This window comes from Pseudomonas sp. MF6767 (genome assembly GCF_016405475.1).
GTDB lineage: Bacteria > Pseudomonadota > Gammaproteobacteria > Pseudomonadales > Pseudomonadaceae > Aquipseudomonas > Aquipseudomonas paracarnis.
Genome location: NZ_JAEKCY010000029.1, coordinates 41,150 through 65,897 on the forward strand (window position 1 = coordinate 41,150; position 24,748 = coordinate 65,897).

The window sequence follows — 24,748 nt, forward strand, 5'->3', positions numbered from 1 at the left end:
GGCCTTGATGACTCCCTTGCCTGCACCGCTGCGCTGGCTGCATTCCCTTGAGTGGCGCCGTGGTTTTTTCGACTGGGCACGCAGTGATGGCGTGACCTGGGTGTATATCTTCAAAGTGCTGGTCGCTGCGTTCCTGACGCTGTGGCTGGCCATGCGCCTGGAACTGCCGCAACCGCGCACGGCGATGATCACCGTATTTATCGTGATGCAGCCCCAGAGCGGCCAGGTGTTCGCCAAGAGTTTCTATCGCTTCCTCGGCACCTTGGCGGGCTCAGCGGTGATGGTGCTGTTGATCGCCTTGTTTGCGCAGAACACCGAACTGTTCCTGGGGGCGCTGGCGATCTGGGTCGGCATTTGCACCGCTGGCGCCACGCGCAACCGCAACTTTCGCGCCTATGGGTTCGTGCTCGCCGGCTACACCGCGGCGATGGTCGGCCTGCCGGCCCTGGCCCACCCGGACGGCGCCTTCATGGCGGCGGTGTGGCGGGTGCTGGAAATCTCCCTGGGGATACTGTGCTCGACACTGGTCAGCGCCGCCATCCTGCCGCAGACCTCCAGCGCCGCCATGCGCAACGCGCTGTACCAGCGCTTCGGCGTGTTCGCATTGTTCGTGACCGACGGCCTGCGCGGGCGCAGCCAGCGCGAAGGCTTCGAGGCCAGCAACGTGCGCTTTATTGCCGAAGCCGTGGGCCTGGAAGGCTTGCGTAGCGTCACCGTGTTTGAGGACCCGCACATGCGTCGGCGCAACGGGCGGCTCAGTCGCCTCAACAGCGAATTCATGAGCATCACCACACGCTTCAACGCCTTGCACCAATTGCTCGAACGCTTGCGCGCCGATGAGGCCGACCATGTGGTGGCAGCGATCAAACCCGGCCTGCAAGACCTGGCCGAAGTGCTCGACAGCTTCTCTGGCCGCGCCCTCACCAGCCCCGATGCCGCGCGCCTGGTCAACCAACTGAGCGCCTACAAGGACGGCCTGCCCGCCAAGGTGCGCAGCCTGCGGGCGAGCTTCCAGGAGGACAACCCGACGGACGCCGAGCAGTTGGATTTCCACACTGCCTACGAGCTGCTGTACCGTTTCGTCGACGACCTGCACAACTACGCGCAAACCCACGCCTCCCTGGCCGAGCATCGCCATGCGCGGGAGGATTGGCACGAAGCCTACACGCCAAAGACCAACTGGTTGGCCTGTGCCGCTGCCGGGGTGCGCGCCTCGTTTATCCTGGTTGTGCTGGGCAGTTACTGGGTGGCCACGGCCTGGCCCAGCGGCGCCACCATGACCCTGATCGCGGCGGCCACGGTGGGCCTGTCTGCTGCCACGCCCAACCCCAAGCGCATGGCGTTCCAGATGGCCTGCGGCACCTTGATCGGCGCCTTGGTCGGCTTTGTCGAAATGTTCTTCGTGTTCCCCTGGATCGACGGTTTCCCGCTGCTGTGCGTGATGCTCGCGCCGGTGATCATCTTCGGGGCCTTTCTGTCTTCACGCCCGCAATACGCCGGTGTGGGTGTGGGCCTGTTGATCTTCTTCAGCACCGGCTCGGTGCCGGACAACCTTACGGTCTACAACCCTTACACCTTTATCAACGACTACATCGCCATGGTCATTGGCATGCTGGTGTGCGCGGCGGCGGGGGCGATCATCCTGCCGCCCAACAGCCGCTGGTTGTGGCGCCGCCTGGAGCAAGACCTGCGTGAGCAAGTGGTGTATGCCATCAGCGGCAAGCTCAAGGGCCTGGCATCGAGCTTTGAAAGCCGCACCCGCGACCTGCTGCACCAGGCGTATGGCCTCGCGGCCGGCCAGCCGCAGGTGCAGCGCGATTTGCTGCGCTGGATGTTCGTGGTGCTGGAGGTCGGCCACGCGATCATCGAGCTGCGCAAGGAGCAGGCGATTTTGCCGGTGCACCCGGCGTATGCCGAATCGCAGCCGTGGCGCCAGGCGATCCGCGTGATGGGGCGCTCGCTGGTGCGGCTGTTCCTGCAACCCAGCGCCAGCAACCTGGAGCGCGGGTTGATTGCCGTCGACCATGCGATCAGCCGTGTGCAGGCCACCGACGAACCCTTCGCCCCGCACTTCGACACCTCGGCCCTGCGCCGTGTGAAGAGCTACCTGCACTTTATTCGCACCTCGTTGCTCGACCCGCAATCGCCTCTGGCCGCCCTCAAAGGAGCCCCGAATGCCTCGTGAAATTGCATTCCACGGCATCTATATGCCGACCATGACCCTGATGTTCTTGATCGCAGCCGGGCTGGCCTGGGCGATTGATCGCTTCCTGGCCGGGTTCGACCTGTACCGTTTCTTCTGGCACCCGGCGCTGCTGCGCCTGAGCCTGTTCGCTTGCCTGTTCGGCGCCCTGGCGCTGAGCGTCTACCGTTGAGAATGCCCCGATGAAAAAGTTTTTCAGCCTGCTCGCCACCTTGCTGGTTCTGGCGTTGGCGATCTGGATTGGCCGCACGTTGTGGGTGCACTACATGCAAACGCCGTGGACCCGCGATGGTCGGGTGCGCGCCGACATTATCAATGTGGCGGCTGACGTCACCGGCGAAGTGGTGGACGTGCCGGTACGCGATAACCAGTTGGTGAAAAAAGGTGACCTGCTGATGCAGATCGACCCCGAGCACTACCGCATTGCCGTCAAGCAAGCGCAATCGCTGGTGGCTTCACGCAAGGCCACCTGGGAAATGCGCAAGGTCAACGCGCACCGCCGCGCCGACCTCGACGCCCTGGTGATCTCCAAGGAAAACCGCGACGACGCCAGCAACATCGCCGACTCGGCCCTGGCCGATTACCAGCACGCCCTGGCGCAACTGGAGGCCGCCGAACTCAACTTGAAACGCACGCGAGTGCTGGCGGCGGTGGACGGTTATGTCACCAACCTCAACGTGCACCGTGGCGACTATGCGCGTATCGGCGAAGCGAAGATGGCTGTGGTGGATATGAATTCGTTCTGGGTGTATGGCTTCTTCGAAGAAACCAAACTGCCCCACGTGAAGGTGGGCGACAAAGCCGATATGCAATTGATGAGCGGCGAGACCTTGAAGGGCCATGTGGAAAGCATCTCGCGCGGCATCTACGACCGCGACAACCCCGAGAGCCGTGAACTGATCGCCGATGTGAACCCGACCTTCAACTGGGTGCGCTTGGCCCAGCGTGTGCCGGTGCGGATTCACATTGATGAAATGCCGGAGGGCGTGTTGTTGGCGGCCGGGATTACCTGCACGGTGATCGTCAACCCAACACAAAACTAAAAAATGTGGGAGGGGCAAGCCCTAATGCCAGTCAGTCAAGGCTTTTGTAGGAGCGAGCTTGCTCGCGAAAAACTCATAGGCGCCGCGTTCATTCAGGAAGCACGCGTTATCGTTGAGGTTTTTCGCGAGCAAGCTCGCTCCTACAGTGGGCGATGTAAGCCCCCTCATACATCTAGACCCGCGTCAGGCTTTGATAAAGGTCTCATGCAAGTGCCGCCACAGCAGCGTGCCACTGGCCTGTTTCTCGAACACCACTGTGGCGCGGCGGTCGGTCTGGGTGCCACTGTCGTCAATCTGATGCTCGCGATACGTGACCGTCGCGCCGCGTGCGTGACGATCAATCCCGGTCATTTCGCTCAAGGTGATTTTCAACCCCGGACGCATCCCGCCCAGGCGCGTGAACAAGGCATTGACCCCGGCCGTGTTGACCCGCGTACCGGTGGCGGGCGCCACCATGCTGAACTCGGGTGAGAAGCGCGCCAGCAGATTTTCCAGCGTGCCCTCAGGCGCAACGCCGGCAAACCATTGTTCGATCTCGACGTGGGTCTGGATCACTTCTTCAAAAAAATCGCTGTAGTCAATCATGTTTGGGCTCGCTGCAAGGGTGAAGCAGCGCGCGTACCCTGGAAGCATCCAGGCGCAACACTGCGAAAAGCGGCAACAGGGTCAGAGCTGCCGCCATCGTGAAGGTAATCGCGAAGGAATCCAACGCCGACAGTACTGCACTGAGCACGGCGGCGCCCACGCAGAAACTCACTTGCCGGTTCATGTTCCACAACGCGCTGGCGTGGCCCATGCGCTCGGCGGGAATATCCAGAAAGGCCAGGGTTTGTGCGGTGCTGCTGCACAAGCTGCCGCCCAGGCCCATCAAGACGTAGGCCGCAATAATCAGCGTCGGCTCGTTGAGCAGCAGGATACCGCCGCATTGCAGCGCCATGCCGGCCAGTAACAAGGGTTTGGGGCCAAAGCGATTGAAGAGTCGCTTGCTCAGGTAGATCGCCACGGCCGAGGCCAGTGCCCACGGCAGCATGAGCGCGCCGGTCTGGGTGGCGTCATACTCCAGGCCACGCACGTAGAGGATGGCGATCAGGCTGGTGCCGATAAATACCCCCGGAATACACAGGTAAACCAGCATTGCCACGCGCAGCATCGGGCTGGCGGCTTGTTTGAACACTCTGCCCAGGTCCAGGGGCGGGCGCTCGGTTAAAGGCACATCGGGTTTTATCCACAGCAGCGCCAGCAGCAGCGTCACTAGCGCCAGAGGCAGGTTGGCGTAGAAAATCCAACGCCAGGACAGGCTGTCGACAATCACCCCACCCAACGCCGGGGACAGCGCTGGCACCAGCAACGCCACCGACATCACCCGCGCTGTCAATTGGCTGCGCTCGGCCGCGGGAAAGTGTCGGTAAGCCATGGCTTGCCCCACCGGAATCAGTAAGCCGCCGCCGAGCCCCTGCAAGGCGCGCCAAGCTATCAACGCTTCGATGGAACCAGCCTGGCCGACCATCACCGAGGCGCCGGCAAACAGCAGCAGGCTGGTAGCGATCAGGGTGCGCTCGCCCATGAGCGCCGCCAACCACACACTCAAGGGAATGATCACTGTCAGCCCGAGCATGTAGGCATTGCTGATCCACGCCAACTGGGTGACCGAGGCTTGCAGTTCGCGAGCGATATCCGGGTAGGCGACGGTGGCGACAAACATGTTCACCAGGTCCAGTGCAAAGCCCAACAAAAAGATCCAGGCGACTTTCGAGCGGTAGGTCATGAACGCGTTCCTGCGAGTGGAGCCGGCAGGGTAGGCCGCACGCAGGGTTTGGGATACGTCGGTTTGCCTGCTAGTTTGTCAAAAATATTTTGACAAAGGAGGGCGTTCACCATGGTCAGCCTGGACCGTTTTGACACTTTCAAGGCCGTGGTCGAGGCCGGCTCGCTCACCGCTGCCGCGGACCTGCTGGGCCAGACTCGCGCCGTGGTCAGCTTCAACCTCAAGCGCCTGGAGGCGGAACTCGGCGTCACCCTGCTGACCCGCAACACCCGCCAACTGGCACTGACCGACGCGGGTGAGCGCTTCTACCTGCGCTGCACGCGCATGCTTGAAGAGGCCCGCCTGGCGGTAGAAGAAGCCCGCAGTGAACATGCCCAGCTCAAAGGCACCCTGCGTATCACCACCACTGTCGAATATGCCCTGGCTGTAGTTGCTCCGGCGGTAGAAGCCTTTCGACGCCTGCACCCGGACCTGAATATCCACTTATCCACATCCTCCACCCACGCCGATCTGATCTCCGAGCGTTTTGACGTGGCGATTCGGCTGGGGCGCTTGCTGGACTCCAATCACCGCGCAGTGCAGTTGTCCACATTCGACGTGTTCGCCGTCGCGGCGCCGCAGTTTGCCGCAGTTCAAACCCTGGCTGAGTTGGAGCAGTTGCCCAGGCTGGGCCACGGCCGCTTGAGCGAACTGAGCGTCACCGACCCGGCAGGTCTCGAACACCCTTATCGAGCCGGCCCGTCAGCCTTGGTGGCCGACAGCGCGGCGGTCCTTCAGGCATTTGCGGTGCGCGGCCACGGTGTGGCGGTTTTACCGCAATGGTTGGTGCAGAGGGATGTCGACGCGGGACGCTTGGTGCGCCTGTTGGCGGACCACCGCTTTGCCCCGCAAGGGGTTTACGCGATGTATCCGGACACGCGGCATTTGCCGCTGAAGGTGCGGGCGTTTATTGATTTCATGAAACCTTAGAGCCTACCGCCCAAGCCAAAGCGCTTCTTCAGCACCTTCTCCAACAACCCCTTGGGCAATAGCGCCGCCATCAACGGCAACGCGCGGCTGCCGTTACCCGAACGCAACAGGCGCGGCGGTTGCGCTTGCTGCACCGCCTTGAGCACGTCTGCAGCAAACTCACTGGCCGGGGTTGGCTTGTCCTGGGACGCTTGGCTGCGCGCACGAATGCCGTCGCGCAATGGCCACCATGGCGACTGTTCCTGGATCAGTAACTCGGCCTGGGCGCCGGCATTCTTCGCAAAGCTTGTATTGATCGCACCGGGCTGCACTTCCATCACCCGCACGGCAAACGGTGCCAGCTCCATGCGCAGGGCGTCGCTCAACGCATGTACGGCGGCTTTGGATGCGCAGTAGGCGCCGGCGAACGGCGTCACCAGTACGCCGGAAACACTGCCGATATTCACCACCAGGCCCCTGCTGCGACGCAAGGCAGGAAACAGCGCCTGGGTCACGCCGACGATGGAAAACACATTGGTTTCGAATTGGCGTTGCATCGCCTCGGTACCGCCGTCGAGCAACGGGCCCATGGCGCCGTAGCCGGCGTTGTTGACCAGTACATCCAGCTCGCTCAATTGCTCGGCCAGGAGTTGTAAAGCGGCGCTGTCATTGACATCCAACTGCACAGCATTGAAGCCTGCGACCGCGAGGGCGGCGACGTCATCGGGTTGGCGGGCGCTGGCCCATACCTCGAAGCCTGCGCCTTTGAACGCGTCGGCGAGGGCGCGGCCGATGCCGCTGGAGCAACCGGTGATCAGTACGTTGGGCATGGGTCCATCCTTTGTCAGTCCGAGAAACTGCCTTGCAGGTGCTCGGCGCGAAATTCCAGGGTTTGTGGGCGATAGCCGGGGCGCAGCGGCGGGGTGGGCAGGCAGTCATCCCAGGTGGCGCCCGCCTGCAACTCGCCGGGGCCGCGATAGCGTGGGGCGGCGTAGACGTTGTCGGCCAGGTTGACCGTATCGCCCGGTGCGTAGGCGGCCACGCGCCAGCGCAGTTCGGTGAGCGGTACATCGTTGCCGTTGTTGAGGGTCAGTTTGAGCGGTCGGTCGGCTGGGCAGTCTTGCGGCGCGTAGGTGATGCGCAACTCAAGACGCGCCAGTTGTGACGCTTCGCGATTGTCCAGCCATACCACCCAAACCGCGACAAACCCCAGGCCGACGGCAGCGGCCAACGATACCGGCAGCGCCTTGGCCGGGTAGCGCAGCAGCAGGATCAGCCAGGTGATGATCAGGAGAACGCCGAAGAACATGGAGACCACCTCGAATAGGGAACGAGCATCCTAACTTAAGCGTAGGCGGGATTGGTTAGCTTGAGCATTGTGCTGGCCGCACGGACGCCATCGCAGGCAAGCCAGCTCCCACAGGTTGACCCTATTCCAAGGACGTACCCGGTCAAACTGTGGGAGTGGGCTCGCCCGCGATGACTGACTTACTGAGCACAAGCATCGGCCTGCAAGCCATCAATGCAAGCTTCCACCAAAGCCAAGCCAGTTTCCGCCAACTGCAGACTCGTCCAATTCAGGTAGCTCTGGTGTTCGGCCGTCCCCAGGTACCGTTCGTCGTTACTGTCAGAGTTCACAGGTTCTTTATTTTTTAGAACCACTCAGTTTGTTGGACGTAGCGGTGTATCTCTACCTGAGGGAATGCGTGGGCATGGACAACGACTCGAGAACTGACCGTCTGCTTCTTACGTTGGTCAACGAGCCCGAACGGCAAGTGGGCCTGGAAAAAGTCAGCTTCATCACCGCGATGCAGCAATTGGGCATGGCGTCGGTGTTCGACATCATCGCCCAACCCAAGCCCCACTTCGTCCAACGCCTGGGTGAGATCTGCGAGGCGGATGGCGAGGTGGCCTATGACAATGCCATGTGCTATGCGGTGCAGATCGGTCGGCTGTACCGTGAGCACCAGGTATCCAACGGCAGAACCCAGTACCAGGGCCAGCAGACCGGTGTGCGTGCGCTGGTCGATGTCGGGCCGAGTTTCCCGAACCTGTTCAAGGAAAACTGGGATGAGTTCTGCAAAGTCGGCGCGATGGCGGCGGTCGATTCGCCGGTGGCCTACCTCAGCGCTCAATATCGTTTCGCTACGCGCACCCTGGAAGGCTCCGGCCAGGGTGATCGGCCCAAGATTCTGTTGAGGACTCGGCGGCCCGATCTGGAGGGGTTGATCATTGACCAGCAAAGCACCTTTACCCCCAGACCGATGCTGGAGTTGGTCAATGAGATACTCATGGCCGACATCGCCCGGTACCGGACAGGAAAGCCGGATGCCAACAAGCCGATTTACGACGTGCTGGCCGAGCGGCGCTATCCGTTCATGTTTCCGTATTACTACCCTCACCACCAATGCCGATTAGGGCTGGCCGAAAAGAAGCTTGAGTTGGGGGAGTTGAACTATCGCATCAGCTTGCAGTTGCCCATCAGCCAACGGGGCTTGAACGATTATGGCGTGGTGCAGAACACTGCAGCGCAAGCGCAACTGTTGATGTCGGGGTTAAGCCCTCAGCAACAGCAACTGTTGATCGAACCTTCATTGTTCACCACGTTTTATCTATCGAAGGCTCAGCTGACGCAGACCTGGGCAGGGCCGGGGACTTCTCATCTGAGTCCGCATTCGGCCATCAGGATTGCTTTACTGATATCCCCACAGTCAAGCCTGAAGTCTGTTGTGCCTCAGGCAGAAACCTTAGTCAACCAAGGGAAATTGACGAGCACGGCAACGATTGAATTCTCGGGGCCTGACGATACTAAACGAGAGGGTCTTTTCTGGATTAATTCTGGGACGCCGTTATATGCGAACACGGCTAATATTTGGACGCCTAATTATCTTCACCCCGCGAATACCTCAACAATCTGCACAGTTATCCGCTGGGGGGGAGAAGAACCGTTTCCGATCGAACCTGGCTATCGAGCCTCATTTACTGTCACCACCACCACGGGCACTACCGCTAGGCCAGTTTCACTGGCGGTCCTCAGCTTCACCATTGTCCTGGATGAGTACGTGACATGGACGGCCGAGCAGCAGGAGTTTTTTCAGCGCAGTTACGGTCTCCAAGGTATTGGTCACGTTGACAACCCACTGGTGCAGCTCGAGACCTTCATGCAACGGTCGGAGCTGGATGCCGAGCAGGTCGAGGCGCTTTTATCCCAGCGTCAGCATTTCCCCCGCGTGTCTCCCAATTGCCCCAGCGGCAACCCACAATGGACGGGGGGCGCGGGAGTCGGCAAGGCATACCCGCACGCCTCTCACTATGGCGCGTGTTATGTCAACGGTCATGGCAGTGAGCGTTATGACAGTGTTGTGCCTGCTACCGTTGTCTCGACGCGTGCGGACCAGTTCGACAATTCCATGGGCCTCAAGGAAACCACGCTCGGTAGCCGCACGGTCTGGTACCTGACTAAAACGTCCCCTCAACGGTTTGACCGCTTGCAACGCATGATTCGTCTGCAGCGCTGGCTGAAGAAAGACCTGGGTATGGACATGTCCTATGCCGAACTGGACACGCTGCTCATTTGCGCCATCCGCAGCGAGGGTGAACACAACCTGACCATGGACCTGAACACCAATACCCTGCGGGTCTTGGGTGTTTATCGTTATTTCAGCCGACGTTATGGCATCAAGCCCGAAGAATTTGCGGCGTTCCTCCACGATCTCACGCCTTACGCCACGGGTGACAAGGTGCCGCTGTTTGACCAAGTCTTTAACCCTGCTGCGCTGTTCGATACGCCGTTGGAACTCAATAGAGCCGCCTTTAATGTCAGTGGGACAGACGCTGCGAACAAAAAAATCGTCGCACAACTCTGTGCCGCGCTCGGCCTTGAGCCTACAGAGTCATCGCTTTCTCGCTTGGCCAACCAAACGAAGGATTTTGTTGGGCCGTTACTCCGCGACCTTGGCACCCTGTCCTCGCTCTACCGTCAGGCGCGTATTCCGCAAATGTTTGGCTTGTCGCCGGAGGAAGGCTGGGGCCTGGTGGATATGCTGGGGGGGCTGGAGTACCAGCGATTACTCTGTACCGGGCGCCTGCTACAACCCTCATTGTCGTCCCTCAGGCCATGGTCGTTGACTGCGCAAGGCGCCAGCGATATGAGCATCAGGCTGGTGCTGGTAGTTGATGCCGCGCATGAAGATACCTTATTGCGTCTGCTGCCAGGTTCAGCCTTGTTTGTGCTGGCGGGGACCGACTTTGCATCAGCAGCTGGCACGCGGGTGTTTACCCTGGAACGGCAGCCCCAGCATTCAGACGAAGAAAACTTCGTGAGCAATCCTGACGGCAGCGCGCTTACGCTTGAACCGTTGAGCGCTGGTGGGACGTTGTCGCTCAGCGGCAAGCGACTTTCAAGGACAGCTTGGGAGGTAATAACCAGCCAACCGTCTTCAATTCACCACGTGCAAGTAAAGTGCGGCACGCTGCCTAAAAGACATCTACCGACCGTAGAGGCTTGGGAAGAGGATGCAATGGCGCCCGCGCCTGACGTTCTCGATGTGTTGATGCAGATGGATTGGGCCGTGAATTGGCTCAAGGACAGCAAGCAAAGTGTTACCGGGGTACGGCGCGCGTTGGGCCTGGAGCCTGGAGATTACCTGCCCCCCCAAGGCTTGGTGGACCGCTTGGGTATATTGGCCGCCGCGACGCGAGAGGTATTGATTACCGATGAGCAGATCTCGGCGCTGAATCTGCCTGTTTATGAACGGCCCAAGTCCGCTGCCGCACGAGAGCCCATCAAATGGCGCGAAGTGCTGCAGTATTTGCTGGACCCGCAGGGACTGGTGAGGCCTGTTCCGCTCACAGGTCTCGAAGACCCCCATCATTACTTGCAAGAAGCGATTAACTATCGAGTGGGGCAGTTGAACCTCTTCCCCGATGAGCGTGAGCAGAGCGTGGCGAAGCTTGCCGGCTTGTTGCTGGCCGGCCATGACCACCAACTGCGGCTGATCGAAGGTTTGGCACAAGAAATGATCAACCTGCCGATGGACCGCACCCAAGTTGTACTGCGTTGGGCACAAACCTCGGTACACGCCCTGTTGTCAGCGGTGTTGGGGCTGGCTACTGCAGCCGCCACTGACTCATTGATCAATCAACTCGAGCGTGTATTGCGTCATGGGACAGTGGTGATGGACCTGCGGTTGAGCACCAGTGCCTTGCGTGTGTTTTTGCTTAATCCGCAATGGCTGGGAGTTCCGGGTAGAAATCTGGAGTTGAACCTCAAGAGCTTCTACCTGCTGAGCCGCTACAGTCAGTGGTTTCATGGCCAAAGCCAGGCGGAGGAGGCATTGCTGGGTTATTTCATCGCGGCCAACCCCGGAAAAACAGCGCTCAAAAACAAAACATTGCGCGCTGCAGTCAGCGACCAGGCCGCTTCCGTTTTGGCCAGGCTGTTGGGGTGGCGGCAGGACGACGTGCATGAGCTTTTCCAACTGCTGGCGCAAAAGCGCGCCTGCTCCATGGCCGACATCGACTGGATCCTGCGCAGCCAAGCCACCTGTGCCGCCAGCGGCCTGGCTGCGGCGGACTTGCTCAGGGCCACAGCCCTGCACGGCGACAGTACGGGTGTGGCCTGGCAAGCGGTAGGCAATGCGGTCATGGCTGCCCGGCGCTGAGCGCCTGCGCACTTTTACGATGAATAAGGAGCGAGCATGTCCAGCTCAATCGATAGCCAGCTCAACGAAACCCTGCGCGATGCCCTGGTTGCCTACTATCTGGATGAGGTGGTACCGAACGCAGCGGAGTTTGTCGACGCCCAGTTGAGCGACAAAATCAAGACCGCCAACGACCTCTACCAATACAAGCTGCTGGATGTGCAGGTCAGCCAGGCCGTGCCCACCAGCCCGGTGGCCTCGGCCATCGCCAGTATTCAGCAATACATCAATGCCGCGCTGATGGGCATGGAGCCGGGCTATGAAACCAAGGTGATGGAAGATCACCTGATCAGGCAGTGGCGCGAGATCGACTGCCAATACCCCATCTGGGCGGCCAACCAGCAGTTGAGCTATTACCCGGAACTGTATATCGACCCCTCGTTGCGCCTGACCAAATCCAAGTATTTCCAGCAACTGGAAAACGACCTCAATCAGAACAAGATCGAGATCGACACCACTCAGGAAGCGGTGCTGTCTTATCTGGCGAGCTTTGAGGAAGTGGCCAACCTGACGATTATCAATGGATACATCAATACCACTGATTTCAAGAATGGCATGTATTACTTTATCGGCAAGTCCCGGGCCGAGAGTGTGTACTACTGGCGCTCGGTGGATATGTCCCAGCGTACTTACATGAACCTCAACGGCACGGATCCCAACCGGCCAAAGTTCGATTATCCGCAGCCGGGGGCGTGGTCAGACTGGCACAAGGCTAACTTGCCGATTTCGGCCAGTGCGATTGAGCGCACCATCAGGCCAGTGTTGTTCAATAACCGCCTGTTTGTATTGTGGGTGGAGTGCGTGGATAACGACCCTGCTCAGATGACGGTTGAAGAAGGTTATCGCCCAGGTGGTACCCCCATACCGCCAGATCCGGGCTCACCGGTTATCAAAGTACACAGTAACCCGATGTTGCGTTTGAACATGGTCTACAAGAAGTACGACGACAGTTGGAGTATGCCGCAAACCGTCATTGAAGCCTGGAGTGGGTCACCGTTGTTCAAGACTATGGACTTGGCGGAGCAGGTTGAGAGCATTGCCGTGGCCGACAGTTCGACGATGCCGGAGTCGATGTTTGTGGCGATGTATATGGGGTATACCGCAGGTAATGCAACGGATGGTGCGGCGGATCAATATGCGTTTCTAAAAACGGCGATGATCGATAAGAACTTTAATGTAACGGCGCTGTTTCCCAATCGTGGGTATGTGCCCAGTATCGGAACTCGAAAGGAGATCAAGGCACCCCATGTCTTGAGGGCGGGACGGTTATTTGCTCAGGATAATAAAGGGCGGTTTCAGTTCAAAGTGCCTGAGCTTAGTATAGCGCTGAAAAGTGTCGAGTCGCATCGGCCGCATCAAGAGCTGGATAACTGGAATTTTGAAGAGAGGCAGGTTTCGATTGTTAGCCCTTCCCGTGGAGATGATGTTACTTATGATAGGTCTGCAGGGGAAGTGTTGTTTAAATCTAAAATATCAGCTGTATTCTCAATGCGTCCTAATGCGACGTTTTCTATACCGGCTTTTGAATCGGAGACGCGAGAAAGATATAAGCTTGAAATGGTTTTGCCCGAAAAGAAAATGTCGGACTATGAGACGCTTTTGAGCGGTTCTAGAATTCAAGTGTTGAGTGGTTCGCAGTTTAGTGGTGGGGGGAGGTTTAAGGTTAGTTTGTTATTTTTTCCTACTAATGGATACATTGGAAGCGGGTTGTTGGTTCATTTCTTGCGTGATACATACAATGTTGATTATTGTACTCTTGATCTGCCGGATGCAAATGGTTTTATATCAATAGCTTCTAAGGTTGCTGTGCGGTTGCGTGATTTTATGATGCACCCCGATTTAGAATTAAAATATGTAGTAATGAATGGGCCAGCTGGAGTCCGTAACGCTGAGGTCCAGGAGTTTATAAAGTCCCCTGTTTATGTTTTTCAGCACGTTATTCTGCGACCTCTGAATCTGAGTGATCCGATGGCAGCTAACCCTGGCGCGGCGTCACTTTGGCACTCCGGCGGATTCGCAGTAATAAATCCACCCGACACCCATACTTTAAAGCTCCCCATTAACCCTGAAACCCTATTGCCTGACTGGCCGGGAGCCTGGCCCATCGGCTCAAAAAAAATTCCGATTATCCATGGTATCAAGGTGTTCAACGGTACCACCTGGCAGGTCTTGGGGCATGCCCTGAAAATGACCTACGTAGAACTGGAGCTTGTCGCGCAAGTCACCACACCGCTGATCGCCCCTCGCATCAACACCCGTGCCAGCCCAACTCTGGGCATCGCCGAATTCATCGATTTCACCAACTCTGGCATCAAGCTAAACGATGCCGGCACCGCTCCACGCCAACCAATCCGCATGAATACATTGTTTGCACGCGAGTTGATCAACCGCGCCAATATCGCCCTGGAAAACCTGCTGTCCTGGGATACTCAGCTCCTTGAAGAGCCCCCTCTCAATCCACCAGCGGCCATTAACCAGATGGATTTTCACGGTGCCAACGGCTTGTATTTCTGGGAGTTGTTCCTGCACCTGCCTTTCATGGTCAGCCACCGTCTGAACCAGGAGCAAAACTTCGAAGGCGCCGAACAGTGGCTGGGCTTTATCTTCGACCCTTCGCGCAAAAAAGACGAGAAGGGCCGTCCGGCCTACTGGAACGTACGGCCTTTGATGGATGACCCGGTAGAAATGGACTACGTGTCGCGCAAACCCGCCGACCCGGACGGTATTGCCAGTAGTCATCCGGTGCGCTATCGCAAGGCGATCTACATGTTCTACATCAAGAACCTGCTGGACCGGGGTGACGCCGCCTACCGGCAACTGACCCCCGACAGCCTCGTAGCGGCCAAGCTGTGGTACGTGCGCGTGCTTGACCTGCTGGGGCCGCGCCCTGATATCAACGTGGTGGACCATTGGCAACCGATCCCCCTGAAAACCCTGAGCGACGCCACCAACTCAAAATTGCGCGAGTTCGAACAGCGCCTGATCCGGCAGGACCAACTACGCGAAGAGAGTGCCGCGGCCAACGATGGCGAGTCGCTCTACCACTTCGCCGAACCGCCGCTGTACCTGCGCACTTTCGCGCCCGACCCTACCCTGCTTGATCTGGATAACAGATACCTGCGCTTGCCCTTCAACCGTGAGTTGGTCCAGAACTGGGATACCGCCGAGGCGCGCCTGGACAACCTGCGTAACAACCGTACGCTGGACGGCAAGCCGCTGATGCTGCCCTTGTTTGCCGCCCCCTTGAACCCGCGCGATCTGCTGGCGGCGTTCGGTCAGGGCGCGGCCTCCGGTGGTGCCGCGCGGTTGTTGGCCCAGGAGGTGCCACCTTATCGCTACAGTGTGATGCACAACCGTGCCAGCAGTGCTGTGGAAACCCTGATCCAATTTGGCAATACGTTGTTGTCATTGATCGAGCGCAAGGAACAGGCGCAACTGCAGGAGCTGCAATACCACCAGGCTTGGGAGTTCGCCCAGTTTGCGGTGGACCTGCAGCAGCAGGCACAAAAGATCGACCTTGAGCAGAAAAAAGCGCTGGAGGCGAGTAAGGCACTGGCTCAGGGACGCCTGGATTTCTACCGTAAGTTGGCCGATGAAGTGGTGAATGCCGGTGAAAAAGCTGCTGCAGCGCTGCACTTGGAAGGGCGGGTGTTGGACAACATCAGTCAGGTGGCCAATGCCGTTGGCAGTGGCCTGAAGGCCCCCCCCAATTCGGCTGGCGGCGGCGGCGGGGCTCACGCGGGTTTGACTAATGGTGCCGTTGGCGTAGCGTCCTCCGGGGGATGGCGCCTGGAGGGCGTCGCCGAAATGGTCAGTGCCTATTCTTCAGCCAGGGCGGCGATGCTCCATACCATTGCGGAGGCGACGGACCGCGCTGAAAACTTCCGCCGCCGCCACCAGGAATGGATGCAAGCCCGTGACCAAGCCACGCTGGAAATTGCCCAGATCGAGGCACAAATGCAGGTGCTTGAAGCACAGGCCCGCGCCACCACCCTGCAATTGAACCAGGCCCGCGTTGCCCAGGATCAGGCGTTGGCCAGCTATGATTTTCTGCGCACCCGTTTTAGCAATGCGCAACTCTATCAATGGCTCAACGGCCAGTTCGCGACCTTCTATTACCAGGCCTACGATGCCACCTTGGCGCTGTGTCTGGCCGCCGAAGCCTGTTGGCAATTTGAACTCGCCGACTTCAGCACGCGCTTTATTCAGGCGGGCGTCTGGAAGGACAGCTACCGAGGCTTGAGCGCCGGCGAGGCGTTGAAGTTGTCCTTATTGAAAATGGATTCGGCGTACCTGAGTCGCAATGAACGACGGCTGGAGATCACCAAGACGGTGTCCCTGCGCCAACTCAAGGACAAGGATCCGACCTCCGCCATCAATCAGGACTGGGACACCATCAAGCTTGGCCTGATAGACAACTGCCGCGTCGATTTCCAGCTGACGCAGCCCATGTTCGACAGCAATTACCCTGGGCATAGCGTGCGCCGGATCAAACGTATCAGCGTGTCGTTGCCTGTGGTCCTGGGGCCCTACGAAGACATTCACGCCACCTTGACCCAAACCTACAGTGCCGTGCAGATAGGCGACACCCTCAAGGAAAACCTGCGGGCCAGCCAGCAAATCGTTTTGTCTGGCGGGGTGGATGACGATGGGCTGTTCACTTTCAGTTTCGACGATGAGCGTTATTTGCCCTTTGAGGGTACGGGCGCTATTTCAAGCTGGGCGTTGGAATTCACCTCGACTGACGTTGCGGCGCGGAACCGCCTGTTCGAATCGCTGACCGACATCATCCTTAAGCTGCACTACACGGCCAAGGCTGGCTAGGAGGAGGCATAGTGAACCATGACGAGTCGCTGCAAATCGCCGCGCCGTCCCTGCCCAAGGGCGGTGGCGCCATCCAGAGTATCGGCAACGGCCTGGGACCGGTCGGTATCAGCGGTAGTGCATCGTTCGAGTTGCCCTTGCCAATCTCCCCAGGGCGGGGTTTTGCCCCGGACCTGACGCTGGGTTACAGCAGCACCAACGGCAACAGCTCGTTCGGAATAGGCTGGGGCAAGACGCCCAATGCGATCACTCGACGAACGTCCACAGGGGTGCCGGCGTATACCGATGAAGACGTGATCCTGGGGCCGGATGGGGAGCCCTGGATGCCGGAACGCAACCCGATGACGGGTACAGAGGTTTCAAGGGTCGAGACGGCCTATAACGGCTTGCCGGTGGGGCCTTACACCGTTGTACGCTACTGGCCTCGCACCGAAGGCGCATTTGCACTGATCGAGCGTTGGTCCGATACCGACGACCCGGGGGGGTTCTGGCTGATTCACAGTGCGGACGGCAATCTGCACCTGTACGGCAAAACCGCTGCTTCACGACGTGCCGACCCGGATGTCGATGCGCGTGTGGGGGAGTGGCTGCTCGAAGAAAGCCTCAACCCGCATGGCGAGCACATTGTCTACCATTATCAGGCAGACGATCACGCAGGTGCCCAGCGTTACTTGAGCAAGGTGCTTTACGGCAATGCGCTCGCCGATGACCAGCTGTATGCGTGGCGCGTTGAGGCTGGGCAAGGTGTGCTATGGCATTTTCATCTGGTGTTCGACCATGGTGAGCGTCCTACTGCCCTCATGACCGCTCCTCCTTATGAGGCCACCCAGGCATGGCCTGGACGTAGCGATCCGTTCTCCAGCTATGCCTATGGTTTTGAGCTCAGGACGCGGCAACTGTGTCGGCAGGTGCTGATGTTCCACTACTTTCCCGATGAGCCAGACATGGGGCCGGCGCCCGTGCTGGTGCGCCGACTACTGCTTGAATATCGGCCATCGCCACTGGGTTATAGCCTGCTGCATGCTGCCCATGAACAAGCCATTGACCGGGCGGGGAAGGTACAGAGTCGGCCACCGTTGGAGTTCATCTATAACGCGTTCGAGCTCGCACCGGATCCACGGCGCTATCAGCCATTTGAAACAATGCCGGGTCTTGACGACGGTCAGCGTTATCAATTTGTCGACCTGTACGGCGAAGGTTTTCCGGGCATTTTGTATTCTGACGATAAAGCCTGTTACTACCGCGCACCTATGCGGGCCGAGGCGGCGAGCCACCCCGACGAAGTGGCCTATGACGATTGGCATGAGTTGCCAGAGATTCCGATAGCCGACCGCCTGCAAGCACCCCGGCAGTTTTTAAGCGACCTCACCGGTGATGGCTGCCTTGAATGGGTCGTAGCCCAGCCTGGGCTGTGTGGTTTTTTTACCTGCAACCCGGACCGCAGTTGGTCGAACTTCGCGACCGTGGATGCCTTCCCTCACGAGTTTTTTCATCCCCAGGGGCAATTGGCCAATCTGATGGGGGGCGGCTTGTCTGATCTGGCGATGATCGGCCCGCGCAGCGTACGTTTGTATGCCAACCAGCGGCAAGCGGGGTTTGCCCCCGCCACCCAGGTTAAGCGCAAGGAAGGCGAGGATGATCTGCCGTTGATCAGTAACGCCGCCACCGAGTTGGTCGCCTTCAGTGACGTGCTCGGCAGCGGCCAGCAGCACCTGATCCGCATCCGCCACGACCGGCTTGAATGCTGGCCCAACCTGGGGCGAGGCCGCTTTGGTAAAGGGTTCAGGTTCAGCACGCTGGGTTTTGCTTATGACGAGTTCGATGCATCGCGGGTCTTGCTCGCGGATCTGGACGGCTCCGGTGCCGCAGACCTGGTCTACTTGAAAGCCGAGTGCGCGCTGGTGTTCATGAACCGTTGTGGCAACGGCTTTGACGACGCCGTCGAGCTTCCTTGGCCCAAAGACGTTCGCTATGACAGATTTTGCCAGGTGAGTACCGCTGACCTGCAAGGGCTGGGCTGCTCCAGCCTGGTGTTGACGGTGCCGCATATGTCGCCCATGCATTGGCGGTATGACTTTGTCGCAGCCAAACCCTATTTGTTATGTGCAACCAATAACAACCAGGGCGCCGCCGCGAGCGTGAAGTATCGCAGTTCGGCCCAGGAGTGGCTGGATGAAAAGCAGCAATTGCTCGCGAGCAATCAACCGGCCGTGTGTCGTTTACCTTTCCCCGTGCCGGTGGTGAGTGAGCAGGTTCAATGTGACGAAATCACGGGTAATCGGCTGACGCAACGGTTCGAATATCGAAAAGGCTTTTACGACGGACAGGTACGAACGTTTCGAGGTTTTGCCCTGCTCCTGGCGACTGATACCGACGCTGCTGCCGAGGCATCACCGGAGTCGGGTTTCAGTGAGCCGGTATTGCGCAAGACCTGGTTTCATGTCGGACAAGTGATCGACCCAGCGTGCGATGAGTATTTCAACGGTGATCTGGCCGCTCACCCCTTGGGAGCAACCTTGCTTAGCCATTATCACGAAGCCGACGGTGTCGATGAACTTGTCGTACCCCAGGCCGATGAGTTGCCTGGCATGCTCCAAGCACTGGCAGGCCAGGTATTGCGTGTGGAAACCTATGGAGGGCGCAACGCAGGCGACGTCCCCTATAGCGTCGAGCAAAACCGCTACCTGGTACGCGTGCTGGATCGGCCAGTAGGCGGTCAATTCGCACCTTACAAGGTGATGCTGGCGTTATCGTTGGAGTCGATCGCCTACCAGTACGAGCAACAGGTCGATGACCCGCAGTGCCAGCACGGGATCAACCTGCGCTGGGATGCCTTTGGCAGCCTGACCCATGGCGTCAGGGTCAGTTATGCCCGGCGCCTGACGGCCCAGGATGATCCGGCCTGCCAGGTGGACCCGAATGAAATCACACCGCAGAAACGCTGGTGGTGTGATGCCCATGATTCGGCGCAGCAGGTTTACTACCTGAGTGAAAGCCTGGCGCGGTTTATTCACCTGACACACCCACAGGGCTGGCGCCTGGCCCTGCCTTTTCAGCAACGTGACAACGCGCTGGTGCTGGGTAAGGGCTCTGGTCCCAACGGCTTGCAACCCGACGCGATCAGCTATGAAGCCTTTATCGCGCAAACCGCCGCAAACCCCTTGAATCCCCAAGCTCAGCGAACACTGGTGGGGCAGTCGGTGCAGCGCTACCGGGACTTGTCCGGGGTTCACCCCTTACCGGATGGAGAGGCCATATTCCTGGCCTTGGCCGATGAGTTGGAAATTGCCGAGCTGGATGAGGCAGCGCTCAAGGCGTACGACTTGCTGCGCAATGACGAGGGTGAAATGCCGTTTGACCTGGAGCAAAAACTCCTGGAGGTCGGGTACCACAAAATGCGCCTGGTTCTGCCGTCCATCGACGGGGCGCAAGCGCCATTGTGGTCGGTCAAGCGCGGTTTCAATACCTACGCCGGCCTCGCGGGTTTCTATAACGTCATCACCGTGCAGCAAACCCGCAGTCATGGTGTGACCCATCTGAGTTACGACCCCTATGGCTGCCTGAATACTCGGGTACGCCTACCTGACGGCTGTGAGACGCGTGTGGATTCGATTGACTATCGCTTGCTGCAACCGGCGCGCATTATCGACCCCAATCAAAACACTCAGGAGGTGCTTTACGGGGCATTCGGCCAGGTGATCGCCACCAGTTTTTTCGGCACCGAACGTGGTCAACCCGTGGGCTTTGCGTCGCTCGATGACTACCGTCCTCCACTCGGCGGCACACCTGGCCAAATCATTGATGCACCGGCCGCGGCGTTGCAGGATGCCGCCACTGCGCACTTTGCCGACCCGTTCAGTTGGATGGGCCGAGTGCCTGACGCCGACCTGCAGGATCGCCAATGGCTGGACGAATGCGTAGCGCAGGGCGACCTGCTACCCAGCGGGCATATTCGTGTGTCGCCCCGTTTGCTCTCGCCATCCGATGCATTGACGCCCGCGCGACAACGCCTGTTGAGCTTGATCCCTCAGGTGCGCCGCGAGCCTGTTCACGCCGTTACCTTGCAGGCTGATCGCTACCCGCTCGATCCGGAAAAACAAATCCGCGTCGCCTTGAGCTGTTGGGACGGTTTCGGTCGCGCCTTGCAGAGCAAGCAAAAGGTCGAGCGCGGTTATGCCTACCATGTACAGGAAGATGGCTCGTTGGCGCTTGACGGCAATTGTCGGCCGGTGACGGTACAGGATGTTGAGCGCTGGCGGGTCAGCGAGCGGGTCGAGTACAACAACAAGGGGCTGATTGTGCGCATCTACAGGCCCTATTTTGCCGATCATCATCGCTACATCAACGATGTCAGCTTCAGGCAACACGGTTACAGCGACCGACAATTCTATGACCCGTTGGGCCGTCCTACTCGTACCGTCCTCGCCAAGGAGGACTACCTGCGACGTCATACCTACTGGCCTTGGTACAGCATTTACGAGGATGAAAACGACACCTATGAAGAGGTGATGGCGATGAAAGAGGCCCGGGGGAAGACATTGCAATGACCGCCCTTGCGCTGCACCGGCAGACCCCAGGCCTGAGTGTGAGCGACCCTCGCGGGCTGACGGTGCGCACGGTGCGCTATTGGCGTGAGAGTGGGCGGGAGCAGGCGCAGGCAAGGAGCAGTCGTAGTGGCTTCGACGGTGCGGGCCGAGTCGTGGCCGAGTGGGACCCGCGTTTGGTGGAGCGGGCCAACCTGACGCAGGTTTACTCGCTCGGCAGCAAGGTACTGGGCTCCCACAGCGTTGATGCAGGATGGCGTGTCAGCCTGTTCACGCAGGCGGCTGAACAGGTGCAAGCGTGGGACGCTCGCGGTAATGAGCGACAGGTTGAATACGATAGTTTGCTAAGGCCTGTGGCGGTGTTCGAGCAAGCTGCGTGCGTCGAACGTCATCACTACGCCGATGCGTCGCCGCACTATGCCGCGCACAACCAATGCGGCCAGTTGATCCGCCACGACACCCCGGCTGGAACGCAGCATTTCAATGAGTTCGGCTTGACCGGCGCGGTGCTGGAACAGCATCAACACTTTCTGCAAAGCCTGGATATGCCCGATTGGCCACTGCCCCTTGATGAGAGAGATGATTTGCTTGAACAAGCAGCCGGTGCTCGCAGTACTTTGCAGTTCAACCCGGTGGGCAATGTGCTGGAGCAAACCGATGCGCAGGGTAATCGGCAGCGTTTCACTCACACCATCGACGGCCGATTGCGCGAGGCCTGGCTGCAGCTGAAAAACGCGACCGCCGCGCAGCGGCTGGTACATGACATTCACTACAACGCTCAAGGACAGATAGAACAGCAAACGGCAGGCAACCAGGTCACCAGTCGGTTTGATTACTGCCCGAAAGACGGGCGATTGAACCGTCTGAGCGCTGCCGGGCCTAGCGACGAACCGCTACAGGATTTGCACTACGTCTATGACCCGGTGGGCAATATCCTTAGCCTTGAAGACAAGGCCCTGCCGGTGCGCTTCTTTGCCAATCAACGCATCGAGCCGATCAACCGCTATACCTACGACAGTCTTTACCAGTTGATCGAAGCCACCGGCTGGGAGGCCGGCAGCGCTAATCGCGGGCCTGCTCATCTCGAGGATCCGGCTGCCGTGGCTAACTATCGTCAAACCTATCGCTACGACGCTGGCGGCAATTTGCTCGAGCTGATCCACCACGGCCCACAGCAACATGGGCGTGTGTTGACGGCGGCCAAGCACAGTAATCGCTGCCTGCCCGAGGTGGGCGGGAGGCCACCGACCGAAGCGGAGATTGCCGAAGCCTTCGATGCCAGCGGCAACCTGTTGATGTTGGACCGGTGCCGAACACTGAGTTGGGATGCACGTAACCAACTGAGCCATGTGCATATGGTGGAGCGCACGTTGCGCCTCAATGACACCGAGCGCTACGTCTACGGTGCCGACGGCATGCGCCAGCGCAAGGTGCGCACAGCACAAACCAACGCCCGCACGGTGATCAGCGAGACGTGCTATTTACCCGGTCTGGAAACCCGCACGATTGATGACGAAAAACTGTATGTCGTCACCGTCCAGGCCGGCCGCACCACGGTGCAGGTGTTGCACTGGGAGGGCGCGGTGCCGCGTCAACTGGCCAATGATCAATACCGCTACAACCTGAACGATCATTTGGGGTCCTGCTCGCTGGAGCTGGACAGTGAAGCGCGGATCATCAGCCGCGAGACTTATCATCCGTTTGGCAGTACGGCGTTCACTGAGAGGGGAGACTCGAGCGAGCAGAGTTATCGCACGTTGCGTTATTCGGGTAAGGAGCGGGATGCGACCGGCCTTTATTATTACGGTCTGCGCTATTACATGCCCAGGTTTCAGCGCTGGACTAACCCGGACCCCGTGGGTGTCAGTGATGGTTTAAATGTATTCGCCTTTCTAGGCGGTAATCCCATTGGTTATCGAGACGCTGTGGGTGAGAAGCGCGAGCCGGTGAATAAAGATATCCACTTGATATGGGTGGGCGAGTCAGCGGAAGCGTTGGCGGCGCATGTCAGCAATATTAATAATACTGTCGAGCAGGCGAGCGGGTATAAAGTTCATCTTTATCTTGAGTCAGGTAACGAGGATGCATTTGCGAATGTCCTACAGGATCTTAAAGTTCATAATGTTGTCTATTTGAGAGAGGAGAAACTCTTCAGGAAATTCAAAAAAAGTCCAGTGGGGGCTATTTATAAAGACTTCAGGTCGGGAGATCCAAAAAACTTTGCGTTTGCGGTGGATACGCTACGGCCCTATTTGGTTCGCAAGAAAGGAGGGCTCTACTCCGATGTCGATGACCAGTATCTCGGTGCTGAGAGTGAAGGGCACGAGCGCCTGGGCGACACGACGCTTTATGCAAGACCCGACGAAATAATCACAAACTCACCTGTTCGGGTGCCTTGGGAAAATAGGGGCTCCAGAAATGCGGTGCTGATAAACAATAGCTCGTTTGCCGCGCATGCTGGAAACAAAACACTGAAGCATATCGAGAAAGAAATGGTCGTGCGTTATAAAGAAGTTGTTAAGTCTGAAGAGTATACGGATGGTCACGGTCGCATCGGAGCCGGGATACTCGAGTTGGAAACACCTGAGCGAATAAAGTTAATGAGTTCGATGGTAGGTCCAAAGGTGTTTAGCTCGATCATAAGAGAATATGATAGTGAGGCCAATGATATCGTTCGTCAGGCTATATTGGTCGAGTCGGGAGGCGACGTTCAGGGCTTTAATGATCGTAGAAATGAAAAGATGCCGCTTAGACGCTTCATTAAGGTAGGTAGTGCAAACTCTTGGAAATAAAATCCCCATGAGCGCTATTAACCACGAACTTCGAACGGAGATGGCCGGTGTGAAATGAATTTTATGTCGGCAATCCTCAAGTAGAGAGACTCAGCCATGCTCAGCTTGAATAGCCATACCCCCACATTGACTGTTACCGATCCGAGAAGTCTACCCGTTCGCTCGGTGAAGTATTTACGATCGACTGCCGGCCAAGCGGCACAGGCACACATCGACCGCACTGCGCATGACGCGGTAGGCAGAGCGACAGCGCGCTGGGACCCGCGTCTGCAGTCGGTGCAAAAAGACGACCCGCAGGTGCCTGCCAACCTGAATATCCTTCACTCGCTTGGCGGCCAAGTATTGTTGATTCAAAGCGTCGATGCGGGTTGGGATGTTCAACTGTTCGGTGAGGCTGGGCAGGGTATGCAGTTCTGGAATGGGCGCGGTAGTCAACGCCGCGCAGTATTCGATGCGCTACTGCGACCTGTGGCGATTATTGAAAATTCAGCCTGCACCGAGCGCTTTGCATACGGGATGGCTGAGCCGACTGCGGCTGAACGTAATCAATGTGGGCGGGTGGTGCGCCAAGATGACCCGGCCGGTACTCGTCATTTCGACTACTACGGGGTAGCTGGCGAGCCGATAGCGCAAACCCAGCGTTATCTGCAAAGCCTGGATATGCCTGATTGGCCACTGCCCTTCGATGAGCGGGATAATTTGCTTGAGCAAGCAGCCGGTGCTCGCAGTACTTTGCAGTTCAACCCGGTGGGCAATGTGCTGGAGCAAACCGATGCGCAGGGTAATCGGCAGCGTTTCAATCACACCATCGACGGCCGATTGCGCGAGGCCTGGCTGCAGCTGAAAAACGCGACCGCCGCGCAGCGGCTGGTACATGACATTCACTACAACGCTCAAGGACAGATAGAACAGCAAACGGCAGGCAAC

The 24,748-nt window shown here is 58.6% G+C and carries 12 protein-coding genes and 1 pseudogene; 9 read left to right on the forward strand and 4 right to left on the reverse strand.

Annotated elements, in window-relative coordinates; translation table 11 throughout:
- The first annotated feature begins 7 nt into the window (after positions 1 to 7).
- From JFT58_RS28080 to JFT58_RS28090, 3 genes are read left to right on the forward strand one after another with little or no spacing between them, the layout of a single operon-like run.
- Positions 8 to 2,185 (forward strand): FUSC family protein, encoded by a 2,178-nt coding sequence (locus JFT58_RS28080; RefSeq protein WP_054898823.1) that lies wholly within the window; start codon positions 8 to 10, stop codon positions 2,183 to 2,185.
- Complete coding sequence (locus JFT58_RS28085) at positions 2,175 to 2,375, forward strand: DUF1656 domain-containing protein (RefSeq protein ID WP_005784982.1); 201 nt, start codon at positions 2,175 to 2,177, stop codon at positions 2,373 to 2,375. Before JFT58_RS28080 ends, JFT58_RS28085 begins: the two co-directional genes overlap by 11 nt.
- Before the next feature lie 10 nt (positions 2,376 to 2,385).
- Entirely contained in the window at positions 2,386 to 3,246 is an 861-nt protein-coding gene (locus tag JFT58_RS28090; protein ID WP_054898824.1) for an efflux RND transporter periplasmic adaptor subunit, read from the forward strand.
- Positions 3,247 to 3,429: 183 nt separating this feature from the next.
- Here the strand turns inward: JFT58_RS28090 and JFT58_RS28095 are convergent, their stop codons facing one another.
- Complete coding sequence (locus tag JFT58_RS28095) at positions 3,430 to 3,831, reverse strand: hypothetical protein (RefSeq protein WP_054898825.1); 402 nt, start codon at positions 3,829 to 3,831, stop codon at positions 3,430 to 3,432.
- Entirely contained in the window at positions 3,824 to 5,011 is a 1,188-nt protein-coding gene (locus JFT58_RS28100) for an MFS transporter (RefSeq protein WP_054898826.1), read from the reverse strand. Before JFT58_RS28100 ends, JFT58_RS28095 begins: the two co-directional genes overlap by 8 nt.
- A gap of 111 nt (positions 5,012 to 5,122) precedes the next feature.
- Between JFT58_RS28100 and JFT58_RS28105 the strand changes: the two genes are divergently transcribed.
- Positions 5,123 to 5,980 (forward strand): LysR family transcriptional regulator, encoded by an 858-nt coding sequence (locus tag JFT58_RS28105; protein ID WP_054898827.1) that lies wholly within the window; start codon positions 5,123 to 5,125, stop codon positions 5,978 to 5,980.
- Here JFT58_RS28105 and JFT58_RS28110 read toward each other — a convergent pair.
- The gene (locus JFT58_RS28110) at positions 5,977 to 6,789 is read right to left on the reverse strand and encodes an SDR family oxidoreductase (protein ID WP_054898828.1); all 813 of its coding nucleotides are present in this window, start codon (positions 6,787 to 6,789) and stop codon (positions 5,977 to 5,979) included. The two genes, JFT58_RS28105 and JFT58_RS28110, sit on opposite strands and share 4 nt — an antisense overlap.
- Before the next feature lie 14 nt (positions 6,790 to 6,803).
- On the reverse strand, positions 6,804 to 7,268 hold the full coding sequence (locus JFT58_RS28115) for a hypothetical protein (protein WP_034126362.1): 465 nt from the start codon (positions 7,266 to 7,268) through the stop codon (positions 6,804 to 6,806).
- Between the two features lie 403 nt (positions 7,269 to 7,671).
- Here JFT58_RS28115 and JFT58_RS28120 point away from each other — a divergent pair, with 403 nt between their 5' ends.
- The 5 genes and pseudogenes from JFT58_RS28120 to JFT58_RS28140 form a co-directional block, all read left to right on the forward strand.
- The gene (locus JFT58_RS28120; protein ID WP_103299772.1) at positions 7,672 to 11,622 is read left to right on the forward strand and encodes a Tc toxin subunit A; all 3,951 of its coding nucleotides are present in this window, start codon (positions 7,672 to 7,674) and stop codon (positions 11,620 to 11,622) included.
- A gap of 36 nt (positions 11,623 to 11,658) precedes the next feature.
- On the forward strand, positions 11,659 to 16,485 hold the full coding sequence (locus JFT58_RS28125; RefSeq protein WP_198834802.1) for a neuraminidase-like domain-containing protein: 4,827 nt from the start codon (positions 11,659 to 11,661) through the stop codon (positions 16,483 to 16,485).
- Between the two features lie 11 nt (positions 16,486 to 16,496).
- Positions 16,497 to 21,032 (forward strand): SpvB/TcaC N-terminal domain-containing protein, encoded by a 4,536-nt coding sequence (locus tag JFT58_RS28130; protein ID WP_054899078.1) that lies wholly within the window; start codon positions 16,497 to 16,499, stop codon positions 21,030 to 21,032.
- Positions 21,029 to 23,821, forward strand: coding sequence for an RHS repeat protein (locus tag JFT58_RS28135; RefSeq protein ID WP_169918747.1), 2,793 nt, complete (start codon positions 21,029 to 21,031; stop codon positions 23,819 to 23,821). The genes JFT58_RS28130 and JFT58_RS28135 overlap by 4 nt, the downstream gene beginning before the upstream one ends.
- 96 nt (positions 23,822 to 23,917) lie before the next feature.
- Positions 23,918 to 24,748 (forward strand): annotated as a pseudogene (locus tag JFT58_RS28140) (toxin); the annotation flags it as partial.

What these genes read in the sequence shown, in the direction of transcription:
- JFT58_RS28120 (WP_103299772.1), top strand. Translation starts at nt 7,672, where the DNA reads ATGGACAACGACTCGAGAACTGACCGTCTGCTTCTTACGTTGGTCAAC.
- JFT58_RS28095 (WP_054898825.1), bottom strand. Translation starts at nt 3,831, where the DNA reads ATGATTGACTACAGCGATTTTTTTGAAGAAGTGATCCAGACCCACGTC.
- JFT58_RS28080 (WP_054898823.1), top strand. Translation starts at nt 8, where the DNA reads ATGACTCCCTTGCCTGCACCGCTGCGCTGGCTGCATTCCCTTGAGTGG.
- JFT58_RS28100 (WP_054898826.1), bottom strand. Translation starts at nt 5,011, where the DNA reads ATGACCTACCGCTCGAAAGTCGCCTGGATCTTTTTGTTGGGCTTTGCA.
- JFT58_RS28135 (WP_169918747.1), top strand. Translation starts at nt 21,029, where the DNA reads ATGACCGCCCTTGCGCTGCACCGGCAGACCCCAGGCCTGAGTGTGAGC.
- JFT58_RS28110 (WP_054898828.1), bottom strand. Translation starts at nt 6,789, where the DNA reads ATGCCCAACGTACTGATCACCGGTTGCTCCAGCGGCATCGGCCGCGCC.
- JFT58_RS28105 (WP_054898827.1), top strand. Translation starts at nt 5,123, where the DNA reads ATGGTCAGCCTGGACCGTTTTGACACTTTCAAGGCCGTGGTCGAGGCC.
- JFT58_RS28115 (WP_034126362.1), bottom strand. Translation starts at nt 7,268, where the DNA reads ATGTTCTTCGGCGTTCTCCTGATCATCACCTGGCTGATCCTGCTGCTG.
- JFT58_RS28090 (WP_054898824.1), top strand. Translation starts at nt 2,386, where the DNA reads ATGAAAAAGTTTTTCAGCCTGCTCGCCACCTTGCTGGTTCTGGCGTTG.
- JFT58_RS28085 (WP_005784982.1), top strand. Translation starts at nt 2,175, where the DNA reads ATGCCTCGTGAAATTGCATTCCACGGCATCTATATGCCGACCATGACC.
- JFT58_RS28125 (WP_198834802.1), top strand. Translation starts at nt 11,659, where the DNA reads ATGTCCAGCTCAATCGATAGCCAGCTCAACGAAACCCTGCGCGATGCC.